The organism is Mesorhizobium sp. BHscii, assembly GCF_053848065.1.
This window is the reverse complement of sequence record NZ_JBSPKW010000011.1, coordinates 136,266-157,589: the sequence shown is the minus strand read 5'-3', so window position 1 is coordinate 157,589 and position 21,324 is coordinate 136,266. Positions and strand designations below refer to the sequence as shown.

Genomic DNA, 21,324 nt, shown 5'->3' with positions numbered 1-21,324 from the left:
CGCATTCTTCGGCCGCTTCACGACATGGATCCCAGGGTCTTCGCTCCGCTTTGCGTTCGCTACTCCGTGGGATGACGAAGCATAGGGGCCGCCCTTATCAACGTCCCTGCCACCTGCATCTAGATATGCAGCGCATGCCCGAGCGCCTTCAGCGCCGCTTCCTGAAGACCCTCACCTTGCGTCGGGTGGGCATGGATGGTGCCGGCTATATCCTCCAGCCGCGCGCCCATTTCGAGCGCCAGGCCGAACGCCGTCGACAGTTCCGACACGCCCTGGCCAACCGCCTGGATGCCGATCACCAGATGGTTGTCCGCGCGGGCAACGATCCGGACAAAGCCCTCCTCACCCATCTTCGTCATCGCCCGGCCATTGGCGGCGAAGGGGAATAATCCGACCTTGATTTCGCCGCCGAGCCCCTTTGCCTCCTCCGGCGACAGGCCTGCGGTGACCAGCTCCGGATCGGTGAAGCAGATAGCGGGAATGCAGCGTTTGTCCCAGCCGCGCTTGTGGCCGGCGACGATCTCGGCGACCATTTCGCCTTGCGCCATCGCCCGGTGCGCCAGCATCGGCTCGCCGGTGACGTCGCCAACGGCAAAGATGCCGCGCATCGAGGTGCGGCACTGGTCGTCGATGCGGATGAATTTCCCCGCCATGTCGAGGTCGATCTGCTCCAGCCCCCAGTCTTCGACCACCGGCTTGCGCCCGACGGTGACCAGAATCCTGTCGGCAACGATCTTGCCATTCTTGCCGTCCTTCGTCTCGACCAGCAACGCATCCCCCTTGGTCGACATCCCCTTGGCCTTGGCGCCCACAAGCACCTCGATACCGCGCTCGGCGAGCCGCTTCACCACCGGCCGGGTCAGTTCGGCATCATATTGCGCCAGTACGCGCGGCAAAGCCTCGACCACGGTCACCTTGGCGCCCATCTTGGCGAAGGCGATGCCGAGCTCCAGCCCGATGTAGCCGCCGCCGACGACGGCAAGCCTTTCCGGCACTTCGCTCAGCCCCAGCGCTTCGGTCGACGAGATCACCGGTCCACCGAACGGCAGCGACGGCAGCTCGACCGACGCCGAGCCGGTCGCGATGACCACCGTCTCGGCGCGGACCACCTGCATTCCGGTCTCGGTCTGGACTTCGACGGTCTTGCCGTCACGGAATTTCGCCCAGCCGTACACGGTCTTGACCCCGGCCTTCTTGAGCAGGCCGGCGACGCCGCTATTAAGCCGGCTAACAATACTATCCTTCCAGGCGATGGTCGTTTCGAGATCAATGGATGCTGTTGGGATTGAAATGCCGAGCGGGCTCTTGCCGCCGGCCATGTGCGAGATTTTCTCGAACTCCTCGGCCGCATGGATCAGCGCCTTGGACGGAATGCAGCCGATATTGAGACAAGTGCCGCCCGGCTTGCCGAACTCGACGATAACCGTGTCGATGCCAAGCTGGCCGGCGCGGATGGCACAGACATAGCCACCGGGGCCAGCACCGATAACGAGCAGCTTGCAGGAGATTTCCTTCATGCGGTTCCTCTCAAGGCGTCGCAGCGGTGCAAAATTTTTCCTGCCGGAGGGACAGCACCCCCTCTGTCCTGTCGGACAGTCCGGTAGGACAGAAGGATCGCTGCCGCTCTCTTTTCTTGCACCACAGCCTCAATCCACAAAAATCAGCGCCGGGGTCTCCAGTAGCGCCTTGATCCGTTGAATAAACACCGCGGCGTCCCAGCCGTCGATCACCCGGTGGTCGAAGCTGGAGGATAGGTTCATCATCTTGCGTGGGATGAACTGGGTGCCGTCCCACACCGGCCGCACCATCATTTTGTTGACCCCGAGGATCGCCACTTCCGGATGATTGATCACCGGCGTCGTCGCGACACCGCCCATCGCGCCGAGCGAGGTTATGGTGACGGTCGAACCCGAGAGCTCGTCGCGCGTCGCCGTGCCTGATTTGGCCGCCTCGGCGAGTCTGTTGAGCTCGGCGGCGCAGTCCCAGATGTCGCGCGCCTCGGCGTGTTTGACCACCGGCACCACCAGCCCCGAAGGCGTCTGCGCGGCAATGCCGATATGTATGCCGCCATGCTGGTGGATGATGCCGGCTTCGTCGTCGAACAGCGCGTTGAGGTTGGGCTGGTCGGCAATCGCCCTGACCATCGCCCGCATCAGGAACGGCAGCAGCGTCAGCTTCGGCCTTTCCGCGCCGGTGCGCTTCTCCTTGTTGAGCGCGGCGCGCAAATCCTCGAGTGCGGTAACATCGATCTCCTCGACATAGGTGATGTGCGGAATGCGCGACTTGGCCAGCGTCATCTTCTCGGCGATTTTTCGCCTGAGCCCGATGATTTTTATGTCCTCGATCGTCTCGTTACGGGCGAGGCCGGAGATTTTCGCGAGCCGCGGCCCGCGCGTCAGAAACGCCTCGATGTCCTCATGCTGGATACGGCCGGCCGGGCCGCTTCCTGTGACCTGACGCAGATCGATGCCGGCCTCTTTCGCCCTGAGCCGAATGGCCGGCGACGCCAGCGGCTTTTCGCCTTCGAGGCGTGGCGCGCCGGAGACGGCCGCGAGACCCCCACCGACCGCAGTATCCCCAACCCCTCCCCACAAGGGGGAGGCGGATTCCGTCGCCGGTTCATCCTCACGCGCGGAAATTTTTGCGGACGGGCGCGCGACCGATTTGGCATCGGCTTTGGCGGCCGAGGCTCGTCCCCCTCCCCCTTGTGGGAAGGGACCCGGGGTGGGGGTAGCCTCGGTGGCTTTCGCCTCACCTCCCGACGATTCTGCAGCGGCCTTCACATTGCCTTCGCCGGCCACCTTCAATCTGACGATGGGAGAGCCGATCGCCACCGTGTCGCCGATCTCCGCACCGAGCCAGACGATCTCGCCGTCAACGGGGGAGGGAATCTCGACCGTCGCCTTGTCGGTCATGACGGCGGCCAACACCGCGTCCTCGCGCACGAGATCGCCGACCTTGACCTGCCATTCGACCAGCTCGGCCTCGGCGACGCCTTCGCCGACATCGGGCAGCTTGATCACATATTCGCCCATCGTCGTCAGGCCTCCCCCCTTTAGGCTTCCATCGTTTCAACGAGCGCGCGGCCGAGCCTAGCGGGACCGGGAAAATAGTCCCACTCCTGCGCGTGCGGATAGGGCGTGTCCCAGCCGGCGACCCGCGCCACCGGCGCTTCCAGATGGTAGAAGCAGTTCTCCTGCACCAGGGCCGACAGCTCGGCGCCGAACCCGGATGTCAGCGTCGCCTCGTGCACGATCACGCAGCGGCCCGTCTTTTTCACCGAGCCGACGATCGTCTCGAGATCGAGCGGCAGCAGCGTCCTCAGATCGATGATCTCGGCGTCGATGCCGGTCTCCTCGGCCGCCGCCTCGGCGACATAAACCATGGTGCCATAGGCGAGCACGGTGACAGCGGCACCCGGCTGGCGGATCACCGCCTTGCCGAGCGGGACCGTGTAGTAGCCGTCGGCGACCTCGCCGAGTTCATGCTTCGACCACGGTGTCACCGGGCGCTCGTGGTGGCCGTCGAAGGGACCGTTGTAGAGCCGCTTCGGCTCCAGGAAGATCACCGGGTCGGGATCCTCGATCGCCGCAATCAAGAGACCCTTGGCGTCATGCGGATTGGACGGCACCACGACCTTCAGGCCAGAGACATGGGTGAACAGCGCCTCCGGACTCTGGCTGTGGGTCTGGCCGCCAAAAATGCCGCCGCCTGTCGGCATCCTGACCACGATCGGACAGGTAAAGTCGCCATTCGACCGGTAGCGCAGCCGCGCCGCTTCCGAGACAATCTGGTCATAGGCCGGATAGACATAGTCGGCAAACTGCACTTCGACGCAAGGTTTCAGGCCGTAAGCGGCCATGCCGATGGCCGAGCCAACGATGCCGGATTCGCTGATCGGCGCATCGAAGCAGCGGCTCTTGCCGTATTTGGCCTGCAGCCCTTGCGTGCAGCGGAAGACGCCGCCGAAAAAGCCGACATCCTCGCCGAACACGATGACGCGTTCGTCGCGGGCCATCGACACGTCCATGGCGTCGCGGATCGCCTCGATCATTGTCCGTCTTGGCATGATCAGACCCCGGCCTGCTGGCGCTGGCGCCTGAGATGCGGCGGCATCTCGGCATAGACGCCCTCGAACATGTCGCGCGCCGAAGGCTTGCCGCCGGCATGCAGCGTGCCATGGCGCTCGGCCTCCCTTTGCGCCGCGATCACTGTTTCGAGGATTTCTGCTTCGGCCTGGGTGTGGCGCTCGTCCGACCAGACGCCGCGCTGGATGAGATGGTTCTTCAGCCTGACGATCGGATCGCCGAGCGGCCACGCGTCGGACTCGGCCTTCGGCCGATAAGCCGACGGATCGTCGGAGCTCGAATGCGCGCCGACACGGTAGGTGACATATTCGACCAGCGTCGGGCCGAGATTTTTCCGCGCGCGCTCGGCCGCCCATTTCGCCACCGCATGGACGGCGAGATAGTCGTTGCCATCGACCCGCAGCGACGGAATGCCGAAGCCGAGACCGCGGGCGGCGAAAGTGCCGGAGCCGCCCCGGGCGATGCCTTGGAAGGTCGAGATCGCCCACTGGTTGTTGACGACGTTGAGCACGACCGGCGCCTTGTAGGTCGAGGCGAACACCAGCGCCGAATGGAAGTCGGACTCGGCCGTCGAACCGTCGCCGATCCAGGCGGCGGCGATCTTCGAATCATTGCTGATCGCCGAAGCCATCGCCCAGCCGACCGCCTGGATATATTGCGTCGCCAGATTGCCGGAGATCGAGAAGAAGCCGTGCTCCTTCGACGAATACATGATCGGCAGTTGCCGCCCCTTCAGCGGGTCGGCCTCGTTGGAATAGATCTGGTTCATCATCGTGACCATCGGATAGCCGTCGGCGATGAGCAGGCCTGCCTGCCGATAGGTCGGAAAATTCATGTCGCCCGGCGCCAGCGCCTTGCGGAAGGCGCAGCTCACCGCCTCCTCGCCCAGATGCTGCATGTAGAAGGAGGTCTTGCCCTGCCGCTGCGCCATCTGCATGCGCGCATCGAAGCTGCGCAGCGTCATCATGTGGCGCAGTCCTTCCAGCAATTCGTCGTCGGAAAGCAGGCCAGCCCAGGGTCCGACCGCCTCGCCGGCGCGGTTGAGCACGCGGATGATCGAGAAGGCCATGTCGCGGATGGTGCGCGGATCGACGTCGATCTCGGGACGCGGCACCGAGCCGGCCTTAGGAATGGTCACATCAGAGAAATCCGGCGTCCCGCCCGGCCGCACCTCGGGTTCCGGCACATGGAACCGCAATAGTCCTGCATCGGCCATGACCTTCGTCCTCCAATGTTGCCCGGCGCGATACTTGCACACCGGCAGACCAGTGCCAATTCGCCGGGCAAGGCTTCGGACCAACAACCGCGCCAGCGAGCACACGTCAAGATGAAGATATGTCAGCGAAATTTCTTGTCGATCTTCCGCCGCCATGCGCAATTTGTCGAATGGTCTGACCCAACCTGGCGCAGAAGCCGGGAACTCCTGTTGGAAAGATCGCTCCTCGAGTTCCGTCGCGCCGCCTCCGTCCTGCCGGAGGATCGCGGCATCATTCCGGCTTGGGTTCCTCGCCCCACGGGAGTGGGGGAGAGAGGTGGCTCGGCGAAGCCGAGACGGAGAGGAGGAACCGCGCCTTACGAAAGCCCCCTCTCCGGCCGCTTCGCGGCCACGTCTCCCCCGCTTCGCGGTGGGCGCGGAACCCAAGTCTTGAGGGGCCGGCCTTCTTTTCGCCCCGTCCGGAGCCTCGATACAATACCGCCGACCGCCGTTCACCCCGCGCCCACATCGTGCTAACCAGCACCCATGGCACAGAAGAAAGGATATGAGGTCGATTCGTGGTTGGCGCGGCCGGATCCGCGCATCTCGGTCGTCCTGCTCTATGGTCCCGATCGTGGGCTCGTCGCCGAGCGGGCACGGGCCTTTGCCGGCAAAACCGGCCTGCCGCTCGACGATCCGTTCTCGGTGGTCAGGCTGGACGGTTCGGAAGTCGATCGCGACGAAGGCCGCCTGCTCGACGAGGCTCGCACCGTGCCGATGTTTTCGGACCGGCGCCTGCTCTGGGTGCGCAATGCCTCCGGCCAAAAGGCGCTGGCCGACGACGTCAAGGCGCTGACTGCCGAGCCCGCGCGGGACGCGATCATACTGATCGAGGCCGGCGACCTGAAGAAGGGCGTCGGGCTGCGCGCCATCGTTGAGGCGGCGGACATTGCCATGGCGCTGCCGTGCTATGCCGACGAGGCCCGGGACATCGACACGGTCATCGACGACGAATTGCGCAAGGCCGGCATGTCGATGACGCTGGAGGCCCGCCAGACGCTGCACCGCAACCTCGGCGGCGACCGGCTGGCCTCGCGCGGCGAGATCGAGAAGCTGGTGCTCTACGCCCACGGCCAGACCGAAATCGGCTTCGACGACGTCAAGGCGACGTCGGGCGACGTCTCCGGTCTGTCCTTCGACGACGCCGTCGATGCCTTGCTCGAAGGCAAGGTCAGCGATTTCGACATGGCCTTCACCCGCCACTGCCAGTCCGGCGGCCAAGCTTTTCTGGTGCTTTCCTCGGCGATGCGGCAGCTGCAGGCGATCCAGGCGATGCGCGGCCTGATGGACACCGGCGGCCGCAACGCCACTTCAGTCGTTGCAGCGGCGCGCCCGCCGGTTTTTTTCTCGCGGCGCAAGCTGGTGGAGAAGGCCCTCGAACGTTGGAGCAGCGAGGCGCTTGGCCGCGCTTTGACCCGATTACAGACGGCGGTCCTGCAGACCCGCCGGCGGCCGGATCTCTCGGTCGCGCTGGCACGGCAGGCGCTGCTCGGCATTGCCGTAGAAAGCGCCCGGCTGGCGCAGCGTAGCTGATCTCCCCCTTGAGGGTCATTCGAGGGGAGACGTCGCCGAAGGCGACAGAGGGGGTCGCAGCGCTTGGAACGCCGACATCTTCTTGGCTGCTGAAAGGCCGGCGCCCTGCCGGCCCCGCTCAAGGGGGAGATCAGCAGCCTCGGCGATTTCGCCAATCACCAGCGCTGAAAATGGAAGGGCTGGCAATCGCCAGGCTTCGTTGTGTTTCCAGGACGAGGATGTCCGCCTAGGCCGTGCTTAATCCTAAGCCAGAAGATTATTTGCCGGCTAAAAACATGAGTACCTCAAGCACCTACCGCTCCTGCTTCAACCGCCGGCAAAGCTCGTCGAGTTGCTCCAGCGTCCGGTAAGCGACGCTGATCACGCCGCCGCGTTCCTTGTGCTCGATCGTGACGATCATGCCGATCGTGCCGGTCATCAGCTTTTCCAGCGCCAGCGTATCGGCATCCTTCTGTGCCGGTGCTGCAGGCTGTCGCTTTACCGTTGGAGCGCCGGTCGGCATCTGCGCCAGCGCTTCGGCCTGGCGCACCGAAAGCCCGTCCTCGACGATCCGTTTGGCCAGGCCCGCCGGATCCTGCGCCGTCACCAATGTGCGGGCGTGGCCGGCCGACAGCGCGCCATCGACCAGCATATCGCGAATCACGTCCGGCAGCTTCAGCAGCCTGAGCGTGTTGGCGACGTGGCTGCGGCTCTTGCCGATCACCTGGCCGAGATCGGCCTGGGTGTAGCCGTGATCGTCGATCAGCTGCTGGTAGCCCATCGCCTCCTCGACCGGGTTGAGGTCGGTGCGCTGGACGTTTTCGATGATCGCCAGTTCGAGCGCGGTGCGATCGTTGACATCGCGCACGATGATCGGGATCTCGACCAGCCCGGCGCGCTGCGCCGCGCGCCAGCGCCGCTCGCCGGCGATGATCTCGTAGCGGCCAGCTTGCGTCGGCGACGGCCGCGCCACCACCGGCTGCACCACGCCATGTTCGCGGATCGACTGGGCAAGATCGGTCAGGTCGGCGTCGCCGAAATGCCGGCGCGGATTTTTAGGATTCGGGCTCAAGAACTCGATCGGCACCTTGCCGTCGGCATTCATGCTCTGCTTTTCCACTGCTGCCGGACGATCGATTTCGCCGATCAGCGCGGCCAGTCCCCGCCCCAGTCTTTTTCTCGAAAGGTCTTCACTCATCGTCTGTCCAGATCGTTTCGCTATCGAATCAGCTTCTAGGCGGCGCGCAGTTTGCGCTCGCGGCGGATCACCTCAGAGGCAAGCTGCAGATAGGCCTGGCTGCCGGAGCATTTGAGGTCGTAGAGGATCGCCGGCTTGCCGTAGGACGGCGCCTCGGAGACACGCACATTGCGCGGGATCACGGTTTCATAGACCTTGTCGCCCATATGCGCCCGCACGTCCTGCACCACCTGGTTGGCGAGGTTGTTGCGCCCGTCGAACATGGTTAGCACGATGCCCTGGATCGTCAGCTCGGGATTGATAGAGCGGCGAACCTGCTCGACCGTCTCCAGCAGCTGGCTCAAGCCTTCGAGCGCGAAGAACTCGCATTGCAGCGGCACCAGCACGGAATCGGCTGCCGCCATCGAGTTCAGCGTCAGAAGATTGAGCGACGGCGGGCAATCGATCAGCACATAACCAAAATTGGCCGAGCGCTCGGCCGAGGCGCGTAAGGCGTTGCGCAGCCGCAGCACCCGGTCCGGCGCCGACGCGATCTCCATTTCGATGCCGAGCAGGTCGAGCGTCGACGGCACGATCGACAGGCCCGGCACCGCCGTCGGGATCGCCGCCGCCTCCAGATCGAGCTCGCCGGTCAGCACGTCATAGGAGGAAACGGTGCGGTCGCGCCGGTCAATGCCGAGGCCCGTGCTGGCATTGCCTTGCGGATCGAGATCGACGATCAGCACCCGCTCGCCGATCGCCGCCAGCGCCGTGGCCAGATTGATGGCCGTCGTCGTCTTGCCGACGCCGCCCTTCTGGTTGGCTACGGTGATGATTCGGGGGCCATTCTTCATCATGGGTCTATGCCAGAAATTCATTCCGAGGTCGCCGATCTAAGTCAGTTGGCGCAAATCAGACAGTTCGAGGATAACGCCATGAGCATCGGTCGCGCTGGCATGTTCTACCAGATCGAATGACCATCGTTGAGCGCTTTCTGCCACCTCAGTGCGGTAATCCCGGCCTTTGTGGAACAGGCCGCACGCGCCCGCCGTCAGCCACGGCGCCGACAGCTCGAGCAGGACCGGAAGCGACGCCAGCGCCCTGGCCGTGACGATTTGAGGTGTCGAAACAAGCGCATAGGCGTCGTCAATACGCCGCGCGATAATGCGGGCGGGCAGGTTGAATTGGCCGACGACCGCTTGCAGGAACGATGCTTTTTTCCGATTGCTTTCAACCAGATCGATGCTGGCGCCGTCGCGCTCGGCAAGCAGGAAGGCAAGCACCAGGCCGGGGAAACCGCCACCCGAGCCGAGATCGACCCAGCGCTTCGCGTCTGGTTTGATTCGCGCCAGCTGCGCGCTGTCGAGGATGTGGCGGCGCCAGACATCGTCCAACGTCGACTGCGCCGCCAGGTTTATCCGGCGGTTCCATTTCTGAAAGACCGTCTCGAACTCTACCAGGCGTTTGAATGTTTCACGTGAAACCGGACCGGCAGCCTCTTGAAGGCTCGCCCATGAGGCAGCGCTCACGCAACATTCCTTCGCGCAGCAACCTCGGCGTTGCGGACATGCGCTACAATGATGGCCAGTGCAGCCGGCGTCATGCCTTCCATACGCTGCGCATCGGCGATCGAGCGCGGCTGGCGCGCCAGCATTTTTTGCTTCAGCTCGTTGGACAGGCCCGGAACAGAGGCAAAGTCCAGCGACGCGGGGATCAATCGGCTCTCCTCATGTCTGATCTGTGTGACATCGGCCTGCTGCCGGTCGAGATAGACCGAATATTTCGCCTCCGTTTCGAGGCGTTCGGCCGTCTTGGCGTTGATTTCCGCAAACTCCGGAGCAATTCGGGCCAGCCAGGCGACGTCGACGCCCGGGTAGGCCAGCAACTCATAAGCGGAGCGGCGCACACCGTCCCTGTTGATCTCGAGCCCATGACGCGCCGCCTCGTTGGGGGTCATGGTCGTGCCAAGCGCAACCTTGCGCGCCTTTTCAAGGTCCTGCACGGCATCGCTAAACCGTTGCATCCGTTCCCGCGAGGTGATCCCGAGCTCCGTGGCCAGCGGCGTCAGCCGCACATCGGCGTTGTCGGCCCGCAGCGACAGCCGGAACTCGGCTCGCGAGGTGAACATCCGGTAGGGTTCGGCGATGCCGCGGCTGGTCAGGTCGTCGACCATCACTCCGATATAGGCCTCGGTGCGGCTGAGCACGATCTGATCGCTTGCCGATGCCTGCCGCGCGGCGTTGAGGCCGGCGAGCAGGCCCTGCGCCCCGGCCTCCTCGTAGCCGGTCGTGCCGTTGATCTGCCCGGCGAGGAAAAGACCGCCAACCCGCTTGGTTTCCAGCGTCGGCTTGAGCTCGCGCGGATCGACATGATCATACTCGATGGCATAGCCGGGCTGCAGCATGGTTGCACGTTCAAGGCCTGGAATGGTCTTCAAAATGGCAAGCTGCACATCCTCGGGCAGCGACGTCGAAATGCCATTCGGATAGACCGTATCGTCGTCCAGCCCTTCCGGCTCCAGAAAAATCTGGTGGCCTTCGCGGTCGCCGAACTTGACGATCTTGTCCTCGATGGACGGGCAGTAGCGCGGCCCCACTCCTTCGATCGAGCCGGAATACATGGCGGAACGGCCCAGATTGGCGCGGATCAACTCATGCGCCGCCGCGGTCGTGCGCGTAATGCCGCAATGGATCTGCGGGTTCTCGATGCGGTCCGTCATCAGCGAGAATGGCACCGGATGCTCATCCGCCGCCTGGCTCTCCAGTGACGCCCAATCGATGGTTCTACCATCCAGCCGCGGCGGCGTGCCGGTCTTCAGCCGCCCGAGCTTGAAGCCCGCGCGGCTCATCGTCGCCGACAGACCAAGGCTGGCTTGTTCGTTCATCCGGCCGGCAACGATCTTCTTCTCGCCAATATGGATCAGCCCGCGCAGAAACGTTCCGGTCGTCAGCACCACGCCGCCACAGGTAAGCCGGCGGCCGTCGGCCAGCAGCACGGCCGCAATGCGTCCATTGACGATTTCGAAATCCAGGACCTCGCCCTCGACGACGTCGAGACCGGCCTGCTCGCGAATCGCCGCCTGCATGGCGAGCCGGTACAGCTTCCGGTCCGCTTGCGTGCGCGGCCCGCGCACGGCAGGTCCCTTGCGGCGGTTGAGCAAACGGAACTGGATGCCGGCCGCATCGGCGACGCGCCCCATCAATCCGTCCATGGCGTCGATCTCGCGAACCAGATGCCCCTTGCCGAGCCCACCGATCGCCGGATTGCAGGACATGACGCCGATCGTCTCGAAGCGCAGCGTCACCAAAGCCGTTTTCGCGCCGGCGCGCGCCGCAGCGCTGGCCGCCTCGCAACCAGCATGGCCGCCGCCCACCACAACCACATCATAGCGATCGGTCATTTCAGAATCCCGAATTCAAGTCGACCGACACATGTCGCCGACAGCCTGCGCTGTCAAGGACGCCGGACGAATCGTTTCACGTGAAACAATGCAACTGATGCGCTGGCACTGCGATCTTGGCGGGCGGCGACCAGTCCATCGCGGAGTATCGCGAACTTCGGAGATTGGCCAAGGTATCCCCCCTTCGTCATCCTAGGGCGGAGCAGGAGCGAAGCGACGTCGCGGAGATCCTGGGATCCATGCCGTTACCTGACGGCCGTGCACCGGGACCCGAACGGACTGCCCGGCAGCGGCGTTGCGAATGCAACCGACATTCCAAGCCGCCGCATTCTTCAGCTGGCGTTACGGCATGTTCCTAGGGCCTATGCTCCCGCCTCGCGTTCGCTCCGCCGAGGATGATGAAGCCATGGAGGGCCTACGCCGATCACAGACGTAAGGGGCCGAGACCGGTCTCCTCCTGCCGCAACGCTCAGCGTTTCACGTGAATCACCCGAAGCCGGCCGGTCTGCAATGTTTCACGTGAGTCATTTGCCGATACAGAACTGCGCAAAGATGACGTCGAACATGTCCTCGACGTCGACGGCGCCGACAATCCGGCCGAGCCTATCCGCCGCAAGCCGCAGTTCCTCGGCCCGCAGCTCCTGCCCGCGCTCATTGCCTGTCACTGCCGCAAGCAGGAAGCGTTTCGTCTCGTTGAGAAGCTCGACGTGCCGCAGCCGCGACGGCAGGATATCGCCTACCTGGCCAATTTGCGCCGCGGCGCGATGGCCGATCTCCGCCAGCAACTCCGCCAGCCCCGTCCCGTCCCTGGTCGAGATAACCGCATCATAAGGTGTCCCAAGCAAGGACGCCCGCGGCTTGCCTTGCAACAGATCGACCTTCGTCCCGACCCTCAATGATGGAACACCGGCCGGCAGTGCGCCCGCTGCAATCGGCTCCGCCATATCCTCCAGCACGAGCAGCAGATCGGCGGTTCCGGCCTTGCTCCTTGCCCTTTCGATGCCAATCGCCTCGATCCTGCCAGGCTTCTCCCGCAGACCGGCAGTATCCGTCACTCTTATGCGCATCCCCTCCAGGTCCAGCACCACTTCGAGCAGATCGCGGGTCGTACCGGGCTCTTCCGTGACGATCGCCGCCTCGCGCCGGGCCAGTGCGTTGAACAGGCTCGACTTGCCGGCATTCGGCGCGCCGAGGATGACAACCTCGAACCCATCGCGGATGATTTCAGCGGCCCGGAACCCCCGGACATGACGTTCGATCTCGTCGATCATCGCCCACACGTCCGACCAGACCGTCTCTGCAACGGAACCCGGCACATCGTCTTCATCGGCAAAATCGATCTCGGCTTCGATCATCGCCCGCGCATGGATGAGCCGACGGCGCCAGCCCAAATAGAGCTCGCTCTGCACACCCTCGGCATTCTGAACGGCAAAGCGCCGCTGTGCCTCCGTCTCGGCGTTGACGAGATCGGCCAGCGCCTCGGTCTCGACCAGATCGACCTTGCCGTTGAGAAAGGCGCGGCGGGTGAATTCACCCGGCTCGGCATGCCTGACGCTGTCAAAGCCGGCGATCGTCTCCAGCATCTTTGCCACAACGGCGCGCCCGCCATGGACATGGAATTCGGCGATATCTTCGCCAGTGAAGCTGTTGGGGCCGGCAAAGAGAACGACCAAGCCGCTGTCGAGCACCGATCCGTCGGGCGTCCTGAACTTCCGATAGGTCGCAACACGGTTCTTAACCATGGAACCGGCAATTGTTTCGATAACGAATCGACTTTGTGAACCGGAAATGCGGATCACAGCAACGCCGGCGGGCAGGCGACCGCTCGACAGGGCAACAATGGAATCACCTGAAATCATTTGCCGACCCAGCACAACCGCCCTAGCTTCGCTTATTCATCGACAATTGCCGAGTTATCGACCGTGACATTGCCCGCGCAAAATCTGCTTGCCGAAGAGGCCAGCCCCTATCTGCAGCAGCATAGCGGCAACCCTGTGCATTGGCGGGCATGGTCGCCGGCGTCGCTCGCCGAAGCAAGGGCGCTGGATCGGCCGATCCTGCTCTCGGTCGGTTACGCCGCCTGCCACTGGTGCCATGTCATGGCGCACGAAAGCTTCGAGAATGACGACGTTGCCGCAGTCATGAACCGTCTCTTCGTCAATATCAAGGTGGATCGCGAGGAGCGGCCGGACATCGACCAGATCTATATGGCGGCGCTGTCCTCGATGGGCGAACAGGGCGGATGGCCGCTGACCATGTTCCTGACGCCGGACGGAAAGCCTTTCTGGGGCGGCACCTATTTTCCGCGCGAGGCACGCTACGGCCGCCCGGGATTCGTCCAGGTGCTGGAGGCGGTCGACAAGGCGTGGCGGGAGAAGAAAGAAAGCGTTAACCAAAGCGCTGACGGGCTGACCACGCATGTCGAGGCGCGGCTGGCCGGCTCGCATGCCAAGGCCGTGCTCGACCGCGACACGCTGGCGACACTCGCCAACGGCATCGAAGGCATGATCGACAGGGATTTGGGCGGCCTGCGCGGCGCGCCCAAATTCCCCAATGCGCCGTTCATGCAGACGCTCTGGCTGTCCTGGCTGCGCGATCGCCACACAGCCCATCGCGACGCCGTCCTGCTCAGCCTCGAAAAGATGTTGGCGGGCGGCATCTACGATCATATCGGCGGCGGTTTGAGCCGCTACTCGACCGACGCCGAGTGGCTGGTGCCGCATTTCGAAAAAATGCTTTACGACAACGCCCAGCTCATCCGCCTGTGCAATTGGGCCTATGCCGCGACCGGCAACGAATTGTTCCGGGTTCGAATCGAAGAGACGATTGACTGGCTCTTGCGCGAGATGCGCGTCGACGGCAGTGCATTCGCTGCCAGCCTCGACGCGGACAGCGAGGGCGAGGAGGGACTGTTCTACACCTGGAGCAAGGATGAGATAGAAACCGCTCTTGGCGACGAATCGGCTTTATTTTTCACACACTTTACAATTGTCGCCCCGCATGGCTGGGAGGGCAAGCCGATCATCCACCAGACCGAAGCCCAGCAAACGCAAAGCGTGGCCGATCGCGACGGGCTCATTCCCTTAAAAGAAAAAATGCTAGCAGCCCGGGAGCAGCGCGTCAGACCCGGGCGTGACGGAAAAATCCTGACCGATTGGAACGGCCTGGTCATCGCGGCTCTCGCCGAAGCCGGTCGTTCCCTGAAACGGATCGACTGGATCGAGGCGGCTGAGCAGGCCTTCGCTGCCATTGCCAGCGCGGGTCGAGACAGTCGCTTGCCGCATTCGATGCTTGGCGCAAAGAGGCTTTTCCCGGCGCTGTCGAGCGACTACGCCGCCATGGTCAACGCCGCGATCTCCTTGTTTGAAGCTACCGGCACATCGAGTTACACCGAGCTGGCCGGCCAATTCATCGCGCAGCTCGATCAATGGCATAGCGATGAGAACAACACCGGCTACTACCTCACCGCGTCGGACAGTGCCGACGTGCCGATCCGTATCAGGGGCGATGTCGACGAGGCTATCCCGTCAGCCACCGGCCAGATCATCGAGGCCATGGTCCGATTGTCCTCGCTTTCCGGCGATCTTGAATTACAGGAAAAGACCTGGAAGGTCGCCGAACACGCGGCCGGCCGTGCGGCGCATCAGGCCTATGGCCAGGCAGGTATCGTCAACGCCTGCGCCTTGGCGATCGAGCCGTTAAAACTGGTGCTGGTGGACGACCAAGAGAATCCCGGGCTTGTTCCGGTTGCGAATCGAAATCCGGACCCCCGCCGGGTCGACACTATCGTGTCGGTCGGCTCGGCGACAAACCTGGCGACTCTGCCAGGCGGCGTTTTGCCGCCAACGATCGAGCCCGGCGCCTGGCTGTGCACCGGGCAGGTCTGCCTACCGGTGATAACGGACGCTGAGGAGCTCGAGCGGCAGTTGCGGCGCGGATAGGTGAGGGGCTGCCTCGCCTGACCCCTTACGTGTTCATCGAGTCGAAGAAATCCGCATTCGTCTTGGTCTGCTTGAGCTTGTCGATCAGGAACTCGATGGCGTCGGTTGTGCCCATCGGCGCCAGGATGCGGCGCAGCACGAAGATCTTCTGCAGGTCCTGGCGCGCGACCAGAAGGTCTTCCTTGCGGGTGCCGGACTTGAGGATGTCCATGGCCGGGTAGATGCGCTTGTCCGCCACCTTGCGGTCGAGCACGATTTCCGAATTGCCGGTGCCCTTGAACTCTTCGAAGATGACCTCGTCCATGCGGCTGCCGGTGTCGATCAGAGCGGTGGCGATGATGGTCAGCGAGCCGCCTTCCTCGATGTTGCGGGCTGCGCCGAAGAAGCGCTTCGGCCGCTGCAAGGCATTGGCGTCGACGCCGCCGGTCAGCACCTTGCCGGATGACGGCACCACGGTGTTGTAGGCACGGCCGAGGCGGGTGATCGAATCCAGCAGGATGACGACGTCGCGCCCGTGCTCGACCAGGCGCTTCGCCTTCTCGATCACCATTTCGGCGACCTGGACGTGGCGCACCGCCGGCTCGTCGAAGGTCGAGGAGACGACCTCGCCCTTCACCGAGCGCTGCATATCGGTGACTTCCTCCGGCCGCTCGTCGATCAGCAGCACGATCAAATAGCATTCCGGATGATTGGTGGTGATCGAATGGGCGATGTTCTGCAACAGCACCGTCTTGCCGGTTCGCGGCTGCGCCACGATCAGGGCACGCTGGCCTTTGCCGAGCGGCGCCACCAGGTCGATGACGCGCGCCGAGATGTCCTTCGAGGTCGGAACGTCCATTTCCATCTTCAGCCGCGAGGTCGGATAAAGCGGCGTCAGATTGTCGAAATGGATCTTGTGGCGGATCTTTTCCGGGTCGTCGAAATTGATCGTGTTGACCTTGAGCAGCGCGAAATAGCGCTCGCCTTCCTTCGGGCTGCGGATCGGGCCTTCGACGGTATCGCCGGTCTTTAGCGAGAACCGGCGGATCTGCGACGGCGAAATATAAATATCGTCGGGGCCCGGCAGGTAATTGGCATTGGCCGAGCGCAGGAAGCCAAAACCGTCCTGAAGCACTTCGACCACACCGTCGCCGATGATCTCGATATCCTGGGTCGCCAGCCGCTTCAGGATTGCGAACATCAGCTCCTGCTTGCGCATAACACTGGCGTTCTCGACCTCGAGCGATTCGGCATAAGCGATCAGCTCTGGCGGTTTCTTGTTCTTGAACTCGGTGAGTTTCATTTCTTGCATCATTAGACGGACTCTGAGTGACTAAGCATGGGGAAAATATCGGCGGGATGCGACAAATGCCGGGCGCGGCCGAAGCAATGAATGGGGCGGCGCATGACGGGAAGGAAGACCCGTCTTTTATCGTCGGTCGACTAAAAGAGCAAGCCGCCTTTTGTTAGCGCCGCGCTATCTCTCGACGCGCAAAGACGCTGTGAGTTCCGCATCGTCCTTTCCGAAAATCGATCCCGATTTTCGGGTCGATACGGTGGCGTCAAAACGGCTTCACGATGACCAGCACGACGATGACGATCATCAGTAATGTGGGGAACTCGTTGACGATCCGCCAGTGCCTCGCCGGTTTTTCATTGCGGTCCTCGGCGAATTTGCGCACCGCACCGGCCAGATAGCCATGAACGGCCGAGAGCCCGAGCACCGCGGCGATCTTGGCATGCAGCCATCCGCCCTGAAAACCAAAGCCTTTCCAGGCCAGCCAGAGCCCGAATACCCAGGTGATGATCATGGCCGGATTGATGATGCCGCGCAGCAGCCGGCGCTCCATCACCTTGAAGGTTTCCGACTGGACGGAGCCTTTTTCAGCATCGGCATGATAGACCAGCAGCCGCGGCAGATAGAGCATGCCCGCCATCCAGGAGATGACGGCAATGACATGGATCGCCTTCGCCCAGGGATAGAAATCATCCGGCCCGAACAGGAACAAAAGCCCGGCCAGAACGAGGAAGATAACGATGGAAATCGCCGCGCGGCGCATTGCGCCAGCACCACCTTCCGCGGTGCCATTCCCCATCATCGTCATGATGCGCTCCGCACCAGTTTCACCATCGCCTCCACATGCGCGATCGGCGTTTCCGGCGTGATGCCGTGCCCGAGATTGAAGATCAGCGGTCCATCGCCCAGTGCTTTCAGGATAGCGTCGACGCCGTCGGCTAGAGCCTTGCCGCCGGCCACCAGCCGTAACGGATCGAGATTGCCCTGTACGGCGCCGTCGCGCTGCAGTTCCTTTGCCGTCGTCAACGGCACGGTCCAGTCGAGCCCCAGCCCCGTCACGCCGGTCTTCTGGCGATAGCTCCGGTAGTGGGCGCCGGCGCCCTTGGGAAACCCGATGATCGGAACGTTGGGATACACGGCCCGTACCTGCCTGACGATCTCCGCCATCGGCCCGACACAAAAGGCCTCGAAAGACACTTCGTCGAGCACGCCGGACCACGAGTCAAAAACCTGCACCACATCGGCGCCTGCTTCGATCTGGTGGATGAGATAGGCGGCCGAGTGATTGACAAGTACGTTCAGCAGCTGCAGGAAAGCCGCCGGCTCGCGATAGGCGAACAGCCGCGCCGGCGCCTGGTCTGAGGTGCCGTGGCCGGCGATCATATAGGTCGCCACCGTCCACGGCGCGCCGCAGAAGCCGATCAGCGTCGTCTCATCAGGCAGTTTTGTCCGCAGCCGTCTAACCGTCTCGTAGACCGGTTCGAGATTCACGTGAAACGTTTCGCCGTCGAGAACCGCAATCTCCGCCGCCGAGATCGGCGTCAACAGCGGCCCGCGTCCCTCCTCGAAACGCACGTCGCGGCCCAGCGCATGCGGCACGACCAGAATGTCGGAAAACAGGATCGATGCATCGAAGCCAAAGCGTTCTATCGGCTGCAGCGTTACCTCCACAGCAAGATCGGGATCGTAGCAAAGATCGAGGAACGATCCGGCCCGCCTGCGTGTCTCTCGATATTCCGGCAGATAGCGGCCGGCCTGGCGCATCATCCAGAGCGGCGGCGGAAACGCAGCCTTGCCCTTCAACACGTCCAGCATGATCCGGTTTTCGGGCATTCAGCGCTCGCCTCTCCAGGCTTCTCTATAATTAAATATTCTATTTCTAGGAATCTTATGATTCTAAGAGTCTGTTGGTATCGGTGGTTGTCTCCTGTCCCGCTTTGCCCCGGAAAATGCCAGCCAGCATATTGTCGCGTGCTTCTTCTGCCGGACAGGAGGGGATTGGGGACAGTTGGAAATTTAGGGTTTGAGTCAATGCCTTATGGGTCGCGCAAAGAAAACGGGCCTGTGGATGAGGCAGAGTCAAAAAAGCCCGTCCCCTAACTTGTCCCCAGCCGCCCGATGAAGCCGACAGCGCATCGAATTGTGGACAAACTGGCATCTGATACAGTCGCCTCCGACCGGCCGATCTTTCCGACCGACCTTATCCACATCGGCCCACAGCTTGGAACGAACCCTGTGAACAAACCCCAGAGCTTCTTTCACCTTCACCTGATCTCCGATGCCACCGGTGAAACGCTGCTGGCGGCCGGCCGCGCGGCCTCCGCGCAATATAAGGATGCGCGCGCCATCGAGCATATCTACCCGCTCATCCGCACCGAAAAGCAGGTGACGAAAGTGTTCGAGGACATCGAGGAGGAGCCGGGCATCATCCTCTATACGGTCGTCGACCAAAAGCTCGCCCGCGGTATCGACGAACGCTGCGCCGCCATGGGCCTGCCTTGCGTCTCCGTGCTGGAACCGGTTCTGACTGTGTTCCAGTCCTATCTCGGCACGCCGGCCGGCCGCCGCGTCGGCGCCCAGCATGTTCTCGACGCCGAATATTTTCGCCGCATCGACGCGCTCAATTTCACCATGGAGCATGATGACGGCCAGCTGCCCGCCAATATGGACGACGCCGACATCGTGCTCGTTGGCATTTCGCGCACCTCGAAAACACCGACCAGCATCTATCTCGCCAATCGCGGCATCAAGACCGCCAACATCCCGATCGTGCTCGGCGTGCCGGTACCGGAAAGCTTGGTCAACGCCACGAAACCGCTGATCGTCGGGCTGATCGCCACCGCCGAGCGCATCTCTCAGGTCCGCCAGAACCGCATCCTCGGCAACACCAGCGCCTACGAGCCGACCGACTATGTCGACCGCGCCGCGATCGCCGAAGAGCTCGCCTATGCCCGCCAGATCTGCACCCGGCATGGCTGGCCGATGATCGACGTCAGCCGCCGCTCGATCGAGGAGACGGCGGCGGCGATCGTTGCCCTGCGCGGCAAGACGCGCTAGGGCGTGTGATATTCAGGTGATGCCGGCCTGCAAACGGCGGCTTCCTGCGCTTCCGGTGCTTACGTACGAAAAGTACGCTCCGCTCCGGATCTCGGAAGCCACCATTTTCGGCTCGGCCTGACCTGAATCTCGACACACCCGTAGTGAGCGTCAGGAATCGGGCGGTAAAAATGGCCGAAAAAATCATCCTTGCCTCGGGCAGTCCGTTCCGCAAAGCGCTGCTTGTCCATGCCGGCGTGCCGGTCGAGGCGGTTCCGGCGGAAGTCGACGAGCGCGCGCTTGAGGCGCCACTAAAAGACAGCGGTATCTCGCCTGAAGACGTCGCCTTGGTGCTTGCCGAGGCCAAGGCCACCGAGGTCAGCGAGCGAAAGCCCGGCGCCCTGGTGCTTGGCTGCGACCAGACGCTGTCGCTCGGCGACGAACTGTTCCACAAGCCGGTCGACATGGAAGGCGCGCGCCGCCATCTCTTGGCGCTGTCGGGAAAGACCCATCAGCTCAACAGCGCCGTGGTGCTGGCCCGCAACAGTGCGGTTCTGTGGCGGCATGTCGGCATTGCCAGCCTGACCATGCGAAAGCTCGATCCGGCGTTCATCGGCCGCCATCTGGCGCGGGTCGGCGCCAAGGCGCTGTCCAGCGTCGGCGCCTACCAGATCGAAGGCGAAGGCATCCAGCTGTTCGAAAGAATAGAAGGCGACTACTTCACCATCGTCGGCCTGCCGCTTCTGCCCGCTCTGGCCAAGCTGCGTGACCTCGGCGCCATCGATGGCTGAGGCTGCGAAAAAGGCATTCGTCACCGGCCACCCGGTCGCGCATTCCCGGTCGCCGAAGATCCACTCCTATTGGCTGGCGAAATACGGTATCGACGGCAGCTACCGGGCCATCGACGTCGCGCCGGAGGCTTTTGCCGAATTCGTGAGAACGCTCGAGGCGACTGGCTACCGTGGCGGCAACGTCACCATCCCGCACAAGGAGGCCGCCTTCGCGCTGGCGACGCACCGCGACGATGCGGCCGAACAGATCGGTGCCGTCAACACGCTGTGGTTCGAGGGCGGAAGTCTGTGCGGCGGCAACACCGACGCCCATGGCTTTGCCGCCAATCTCGACGAGCATGCGCCGGGCTGGGCCGCAAATAGCCCGGCCGTGGTGCTCGGTGCCGGCGGCGCCGCCCGCGCGGTCATCCATGCGTTGATGGAACGCGGCATCAGTGACATCCGCATCGTCAACCGAACGCTCGCCCGAGCCGAGGAATTGCGCCACCGCTTCGGCGCCGGCGTCTCGGCCCATGGCACGCACGCGACCGGCGAGCTGCTTGCCGATGCCGGCCTGCTGGTCAACACGTCAGCGCTCGGCATGCATGGCCATGGAGGCCTGTCCGCCGATCCCCGCAGGCTGCCGGACCATGCCATCGTCACCGACATTGTCTATGTGCCGCTGGAAACGCCGTTGCTGGCCGCAGCCAAAGCGCGGGGCCTGAAGACCGTAGACGGCCTCGGCATGCTGCTGCACCAGGCGGTGCCCGGCTTCGAGCGCTGGTTCGGCATCAGGCCGGAGGTCACTGCCGAATTGCGGCAGATGATCGTCGCCGATCTCGGTGCCCAAGGAATGACTTAGGAGTGAA

17 protein-coding genes are annotated in these 21,324 nt (G+C 63.3%); 5 read left to right on the top strand and 12 right to left on the bottom strand.

Translation table 11 applies throughout. The features are described from left to right. Positions 1-119 precede the first annotated feature (119 nt). From lpdA to ACWTU7_RS17225, 4 genes are all read right to left on the bottom strand, one after another. The gene (gene lpdA, locus ACWTU7_RS17240; RefSeq protein WP_455839202.1) at positions 120-1,517 is read right to left on the bottom strand and encodes a dihydrolipoyl dehydrogenase; all 1,398 of its coding nucleotides are present in this window, start codon (positions 1,515-1,517) and stop codon (positions 120-122) included. 129 nt (positions 1,518-1,646) lie between these two features. Next, positions 1,647-3,035 (bottom strand): dihydrolipoamide acetyltransferase family protein, encoded by a 1,389-nt coding sequence (locus ACWTU7_RS17235; RefSeq protein ID WP_455839203.1) that lies wholly within the window; start codon positions 3,033-3,035, stop codon positions 1,647-1,649. 20 nt (positions 3,036-3,055) lie between these two features. Then, a complete protein-coding gene (locus ACWTU7_RS17230) occupies positions 3,056-4,069 on the bottom strand; it encodes an alpha-ketoacid dehydrogenase subunit beta (protein WP_455839204.1) in 1,014 nt (337 codons plus the stop codon). Between the two features lie 2 nt (positions 4,070-4,071). Continuing rightward, positions 4,072-5,304: a 3-methyl-2-oxobutanoate dehydrogenase (2-methylpropanoyl-transferring) subunit alpha gene (locus ACWTU7_RS17225; protein ID WP_127314033.1), complete on the bottom strand. Its 1,233-nt coding sequence runs from the start codon at positions 5,302-5,304 to the stop codon at positions 4,072-4,074. Between the two features lie 525 nt (positions 5,305-5,829). Between ACWTU7_RS17225 and holA the strand changes: the two genes are divergently transcribed. Next, the gene (gene holA, locus ACWTU7_RS17220) at positions 5,830-6,876 is read left to right on the top strand and encodes a DNA polymerase III subunit delta (protein WP_455839205.1); all 1,047 of its coding nucleotides are present in this window, start codon (positions 5,830-5,832) and stop codon (positions 6,874-6,876) included. 292 nt (positions 6,877-7,168) lie between these two features. On the opposite strand, the gene ACWTU7_RS17215 is transcribed toward holA, so the two are convergent. The 5 genes from ACWTU7_RS17215 to mnmE form a co-directional block, all read right to left on the bottom strand. Next, positions 7,169-8,053 (bottom strand): ParB/RepB/Spo0J family partition protein, encoded by an 885-nt coding sequence (locus ACWTU7_RS17215; protein ID WP_455839206.1) that lies wholly within the window; start codon positions 8,051-8,053, stop codon positions 7,169-7,171. A 35-nt stretch (positions 8,054-8,088) separates the two neighbouring features. Further along, positions 8,089-8,889: a ParA family protein gene (locus ACWTU7_RS17210; protein WP_084646769.1), complete on the bottom strand. Its 801-nt coding sequence runs from the start codon at positions 8,887-8,889 to the stop codon at positions 8,089-8,091. Positions 8,890-8,925: 36 nt separating this feature from the next. Next, positions 8,926-9,561: a 16S rRNA (guanine(527)-N(7))-methyltransferase RsmG gene (rsmG, locus tag ACWTU7_RS17205; protein WP_455839207.1), complete on the bottom strand. Its 636-nt coding sequence runs from the start codon at positions 9,559-9,561 to the stop codon at positions 8,926-8,928. Beyond that, positions 9,558-11,432, bottom strand: a complete 1,875-nt coding sequence (gene mnmG / locus ACWTU7_RS17200) for a tRNA uridine-5-carboxymethylaminomethyl(34) synthesis enzyme MnmG (protein WP_455839208.1) — start codon at positions 11,430-11,432, stop codon at positions 9,558-9,560. The genes rsmG and mnmG overlap by 4 nt, the downstream gene beginning before the upstream one ends. A gap of 524 nt (positions 11,433-11,956) precedes the next feature. Next, the gene (gene mnmE, locus ACWTU7_RS17195) at positions 11,957-13,291 is read right to left on the bottom strand and encodes a tRNA uridine-5-carboxymethylaminomethyl(34) synthesis GTPase MnmE (protein ID WP_455839209.1); all 1,335 of its coding nucleotides are present in this window, start codon (positions 13,289-13,291) and stop codon (positions 11,957-11,959) included. A 63-nt stretch (positions 13,292-13,354) separates the two neighbouring features. Here mnmE and ACWTU7_RS17190 point away from each other — a divergent pair, with 63 nt between their 5' ends. After that, positions 13,355-15,373, top strand: a complete 2,019-nt coding sequence (locus tag ACWTU7_RS17190) for a thioredoxin domain-containing protein (RefSeq protein ID WP_455839210.1) — start codon at positions 13,355-13,357, stop codon at positions 15,371-15,373. A 25-nt stretch (positions 15,374-15,398) separates the two neighbouring features. On the opposite strand, the gene rho is transcribed toward ACWTU7_RS17190, so the two are convergent. The 3 genes from rho to hemE all read right to left on the bottom strand — a co-directional run bounded on the left by rho (position 15,399) and on the right by hemE (position 18,482). Continuing rightward, complete coding sequence (gene rho / locus ACWTU7_RS17185; protein WP_027153631.1) at positions 15,399-16,664, bottom strand: transcription termination factor Rho; 1,266 nt, start codon at positions 16,662-16,664, stop codon at positions 15,399-15,401. Positions 16,665-16,914: 250 nt separating this feature from the next. Continuing rightward, positions 16,915-17,457, bottom strand: a complete 543-nt coding sequence (gene hemJ / locus ACWTU7_RS17180; RefSeq protein ID WP_455839211.1) for a protoporphyrinogen oxidase HemJ — start codon at positions 17,455-17,457, stop codon at positions 16,915-16,917. Continuing rightward, positions 17,454-18,482 (bottom strand): uroporphyrinogen decarboxylase, encoded by a 1,029-nt coding sequence (gene hemE, locus ACWTU7_RS17175; RefSeq protein WP_455839212.1) that lies wholly within the window; start codon positions 18,480-18,482, stop codon positions 17,454-17,456. The genes hemJ and hemE overlap by 4 nt, the downstream gene beginning before the upstream one ends. Before the next feature lie 402 nt (positions 18,483-18,884). On the opposite strand from hemE, the gene ACWTU7_RS17170 reads away from it, so the two are divergent. From ACWTU7_RS17170 to ACWTU7_RS17160, 3 genes are all read left to right on the top strand, one after another. After that, positions 18,885-19,706 carry a pyruvate, water dikinase regulatory protein gene (locus tag ACWTU7_RS17170; RefSeq protein WP_029348035.1) on the top strand — a complete coding sequence of 274 codons (822 nt, stop codon included), beginning with the start codon at positions 18,885-18,887 and terminating at the stop codon, positions 19,704-19,706. Between the two features lie 170 nt (positions 19,707-19,876). Next, positions 19,877-20,476: a Maf-like protein gene (locus tag ACWTU7_RS17165; RefSeq protein WP_065006496.1), complete on the top strand. Its 600-nt coding sequence runs from the start codon at positions 19,877-19,879 to the stop codon at positions 20,474-20,476. Further along, the gene (locus ACWTU7_RS17160; protein WP_455839213.1) at positions 20,469-21,317 is read left to right on the top strand and encodes a shikimate dehydrogenase; all 849 of its coding nucleotides are present in this window, start codon (positions 20,469-20,471) and stop codon (positions 21,315-21,317) included. The genes ACWTU7_RS17165 and ACWTU7_RS17160 overlap by 8 nt, the downstream gene beginning before the upstream one ends. Positions 21,318-21,324: the final 7 nt, after the last annotated feature.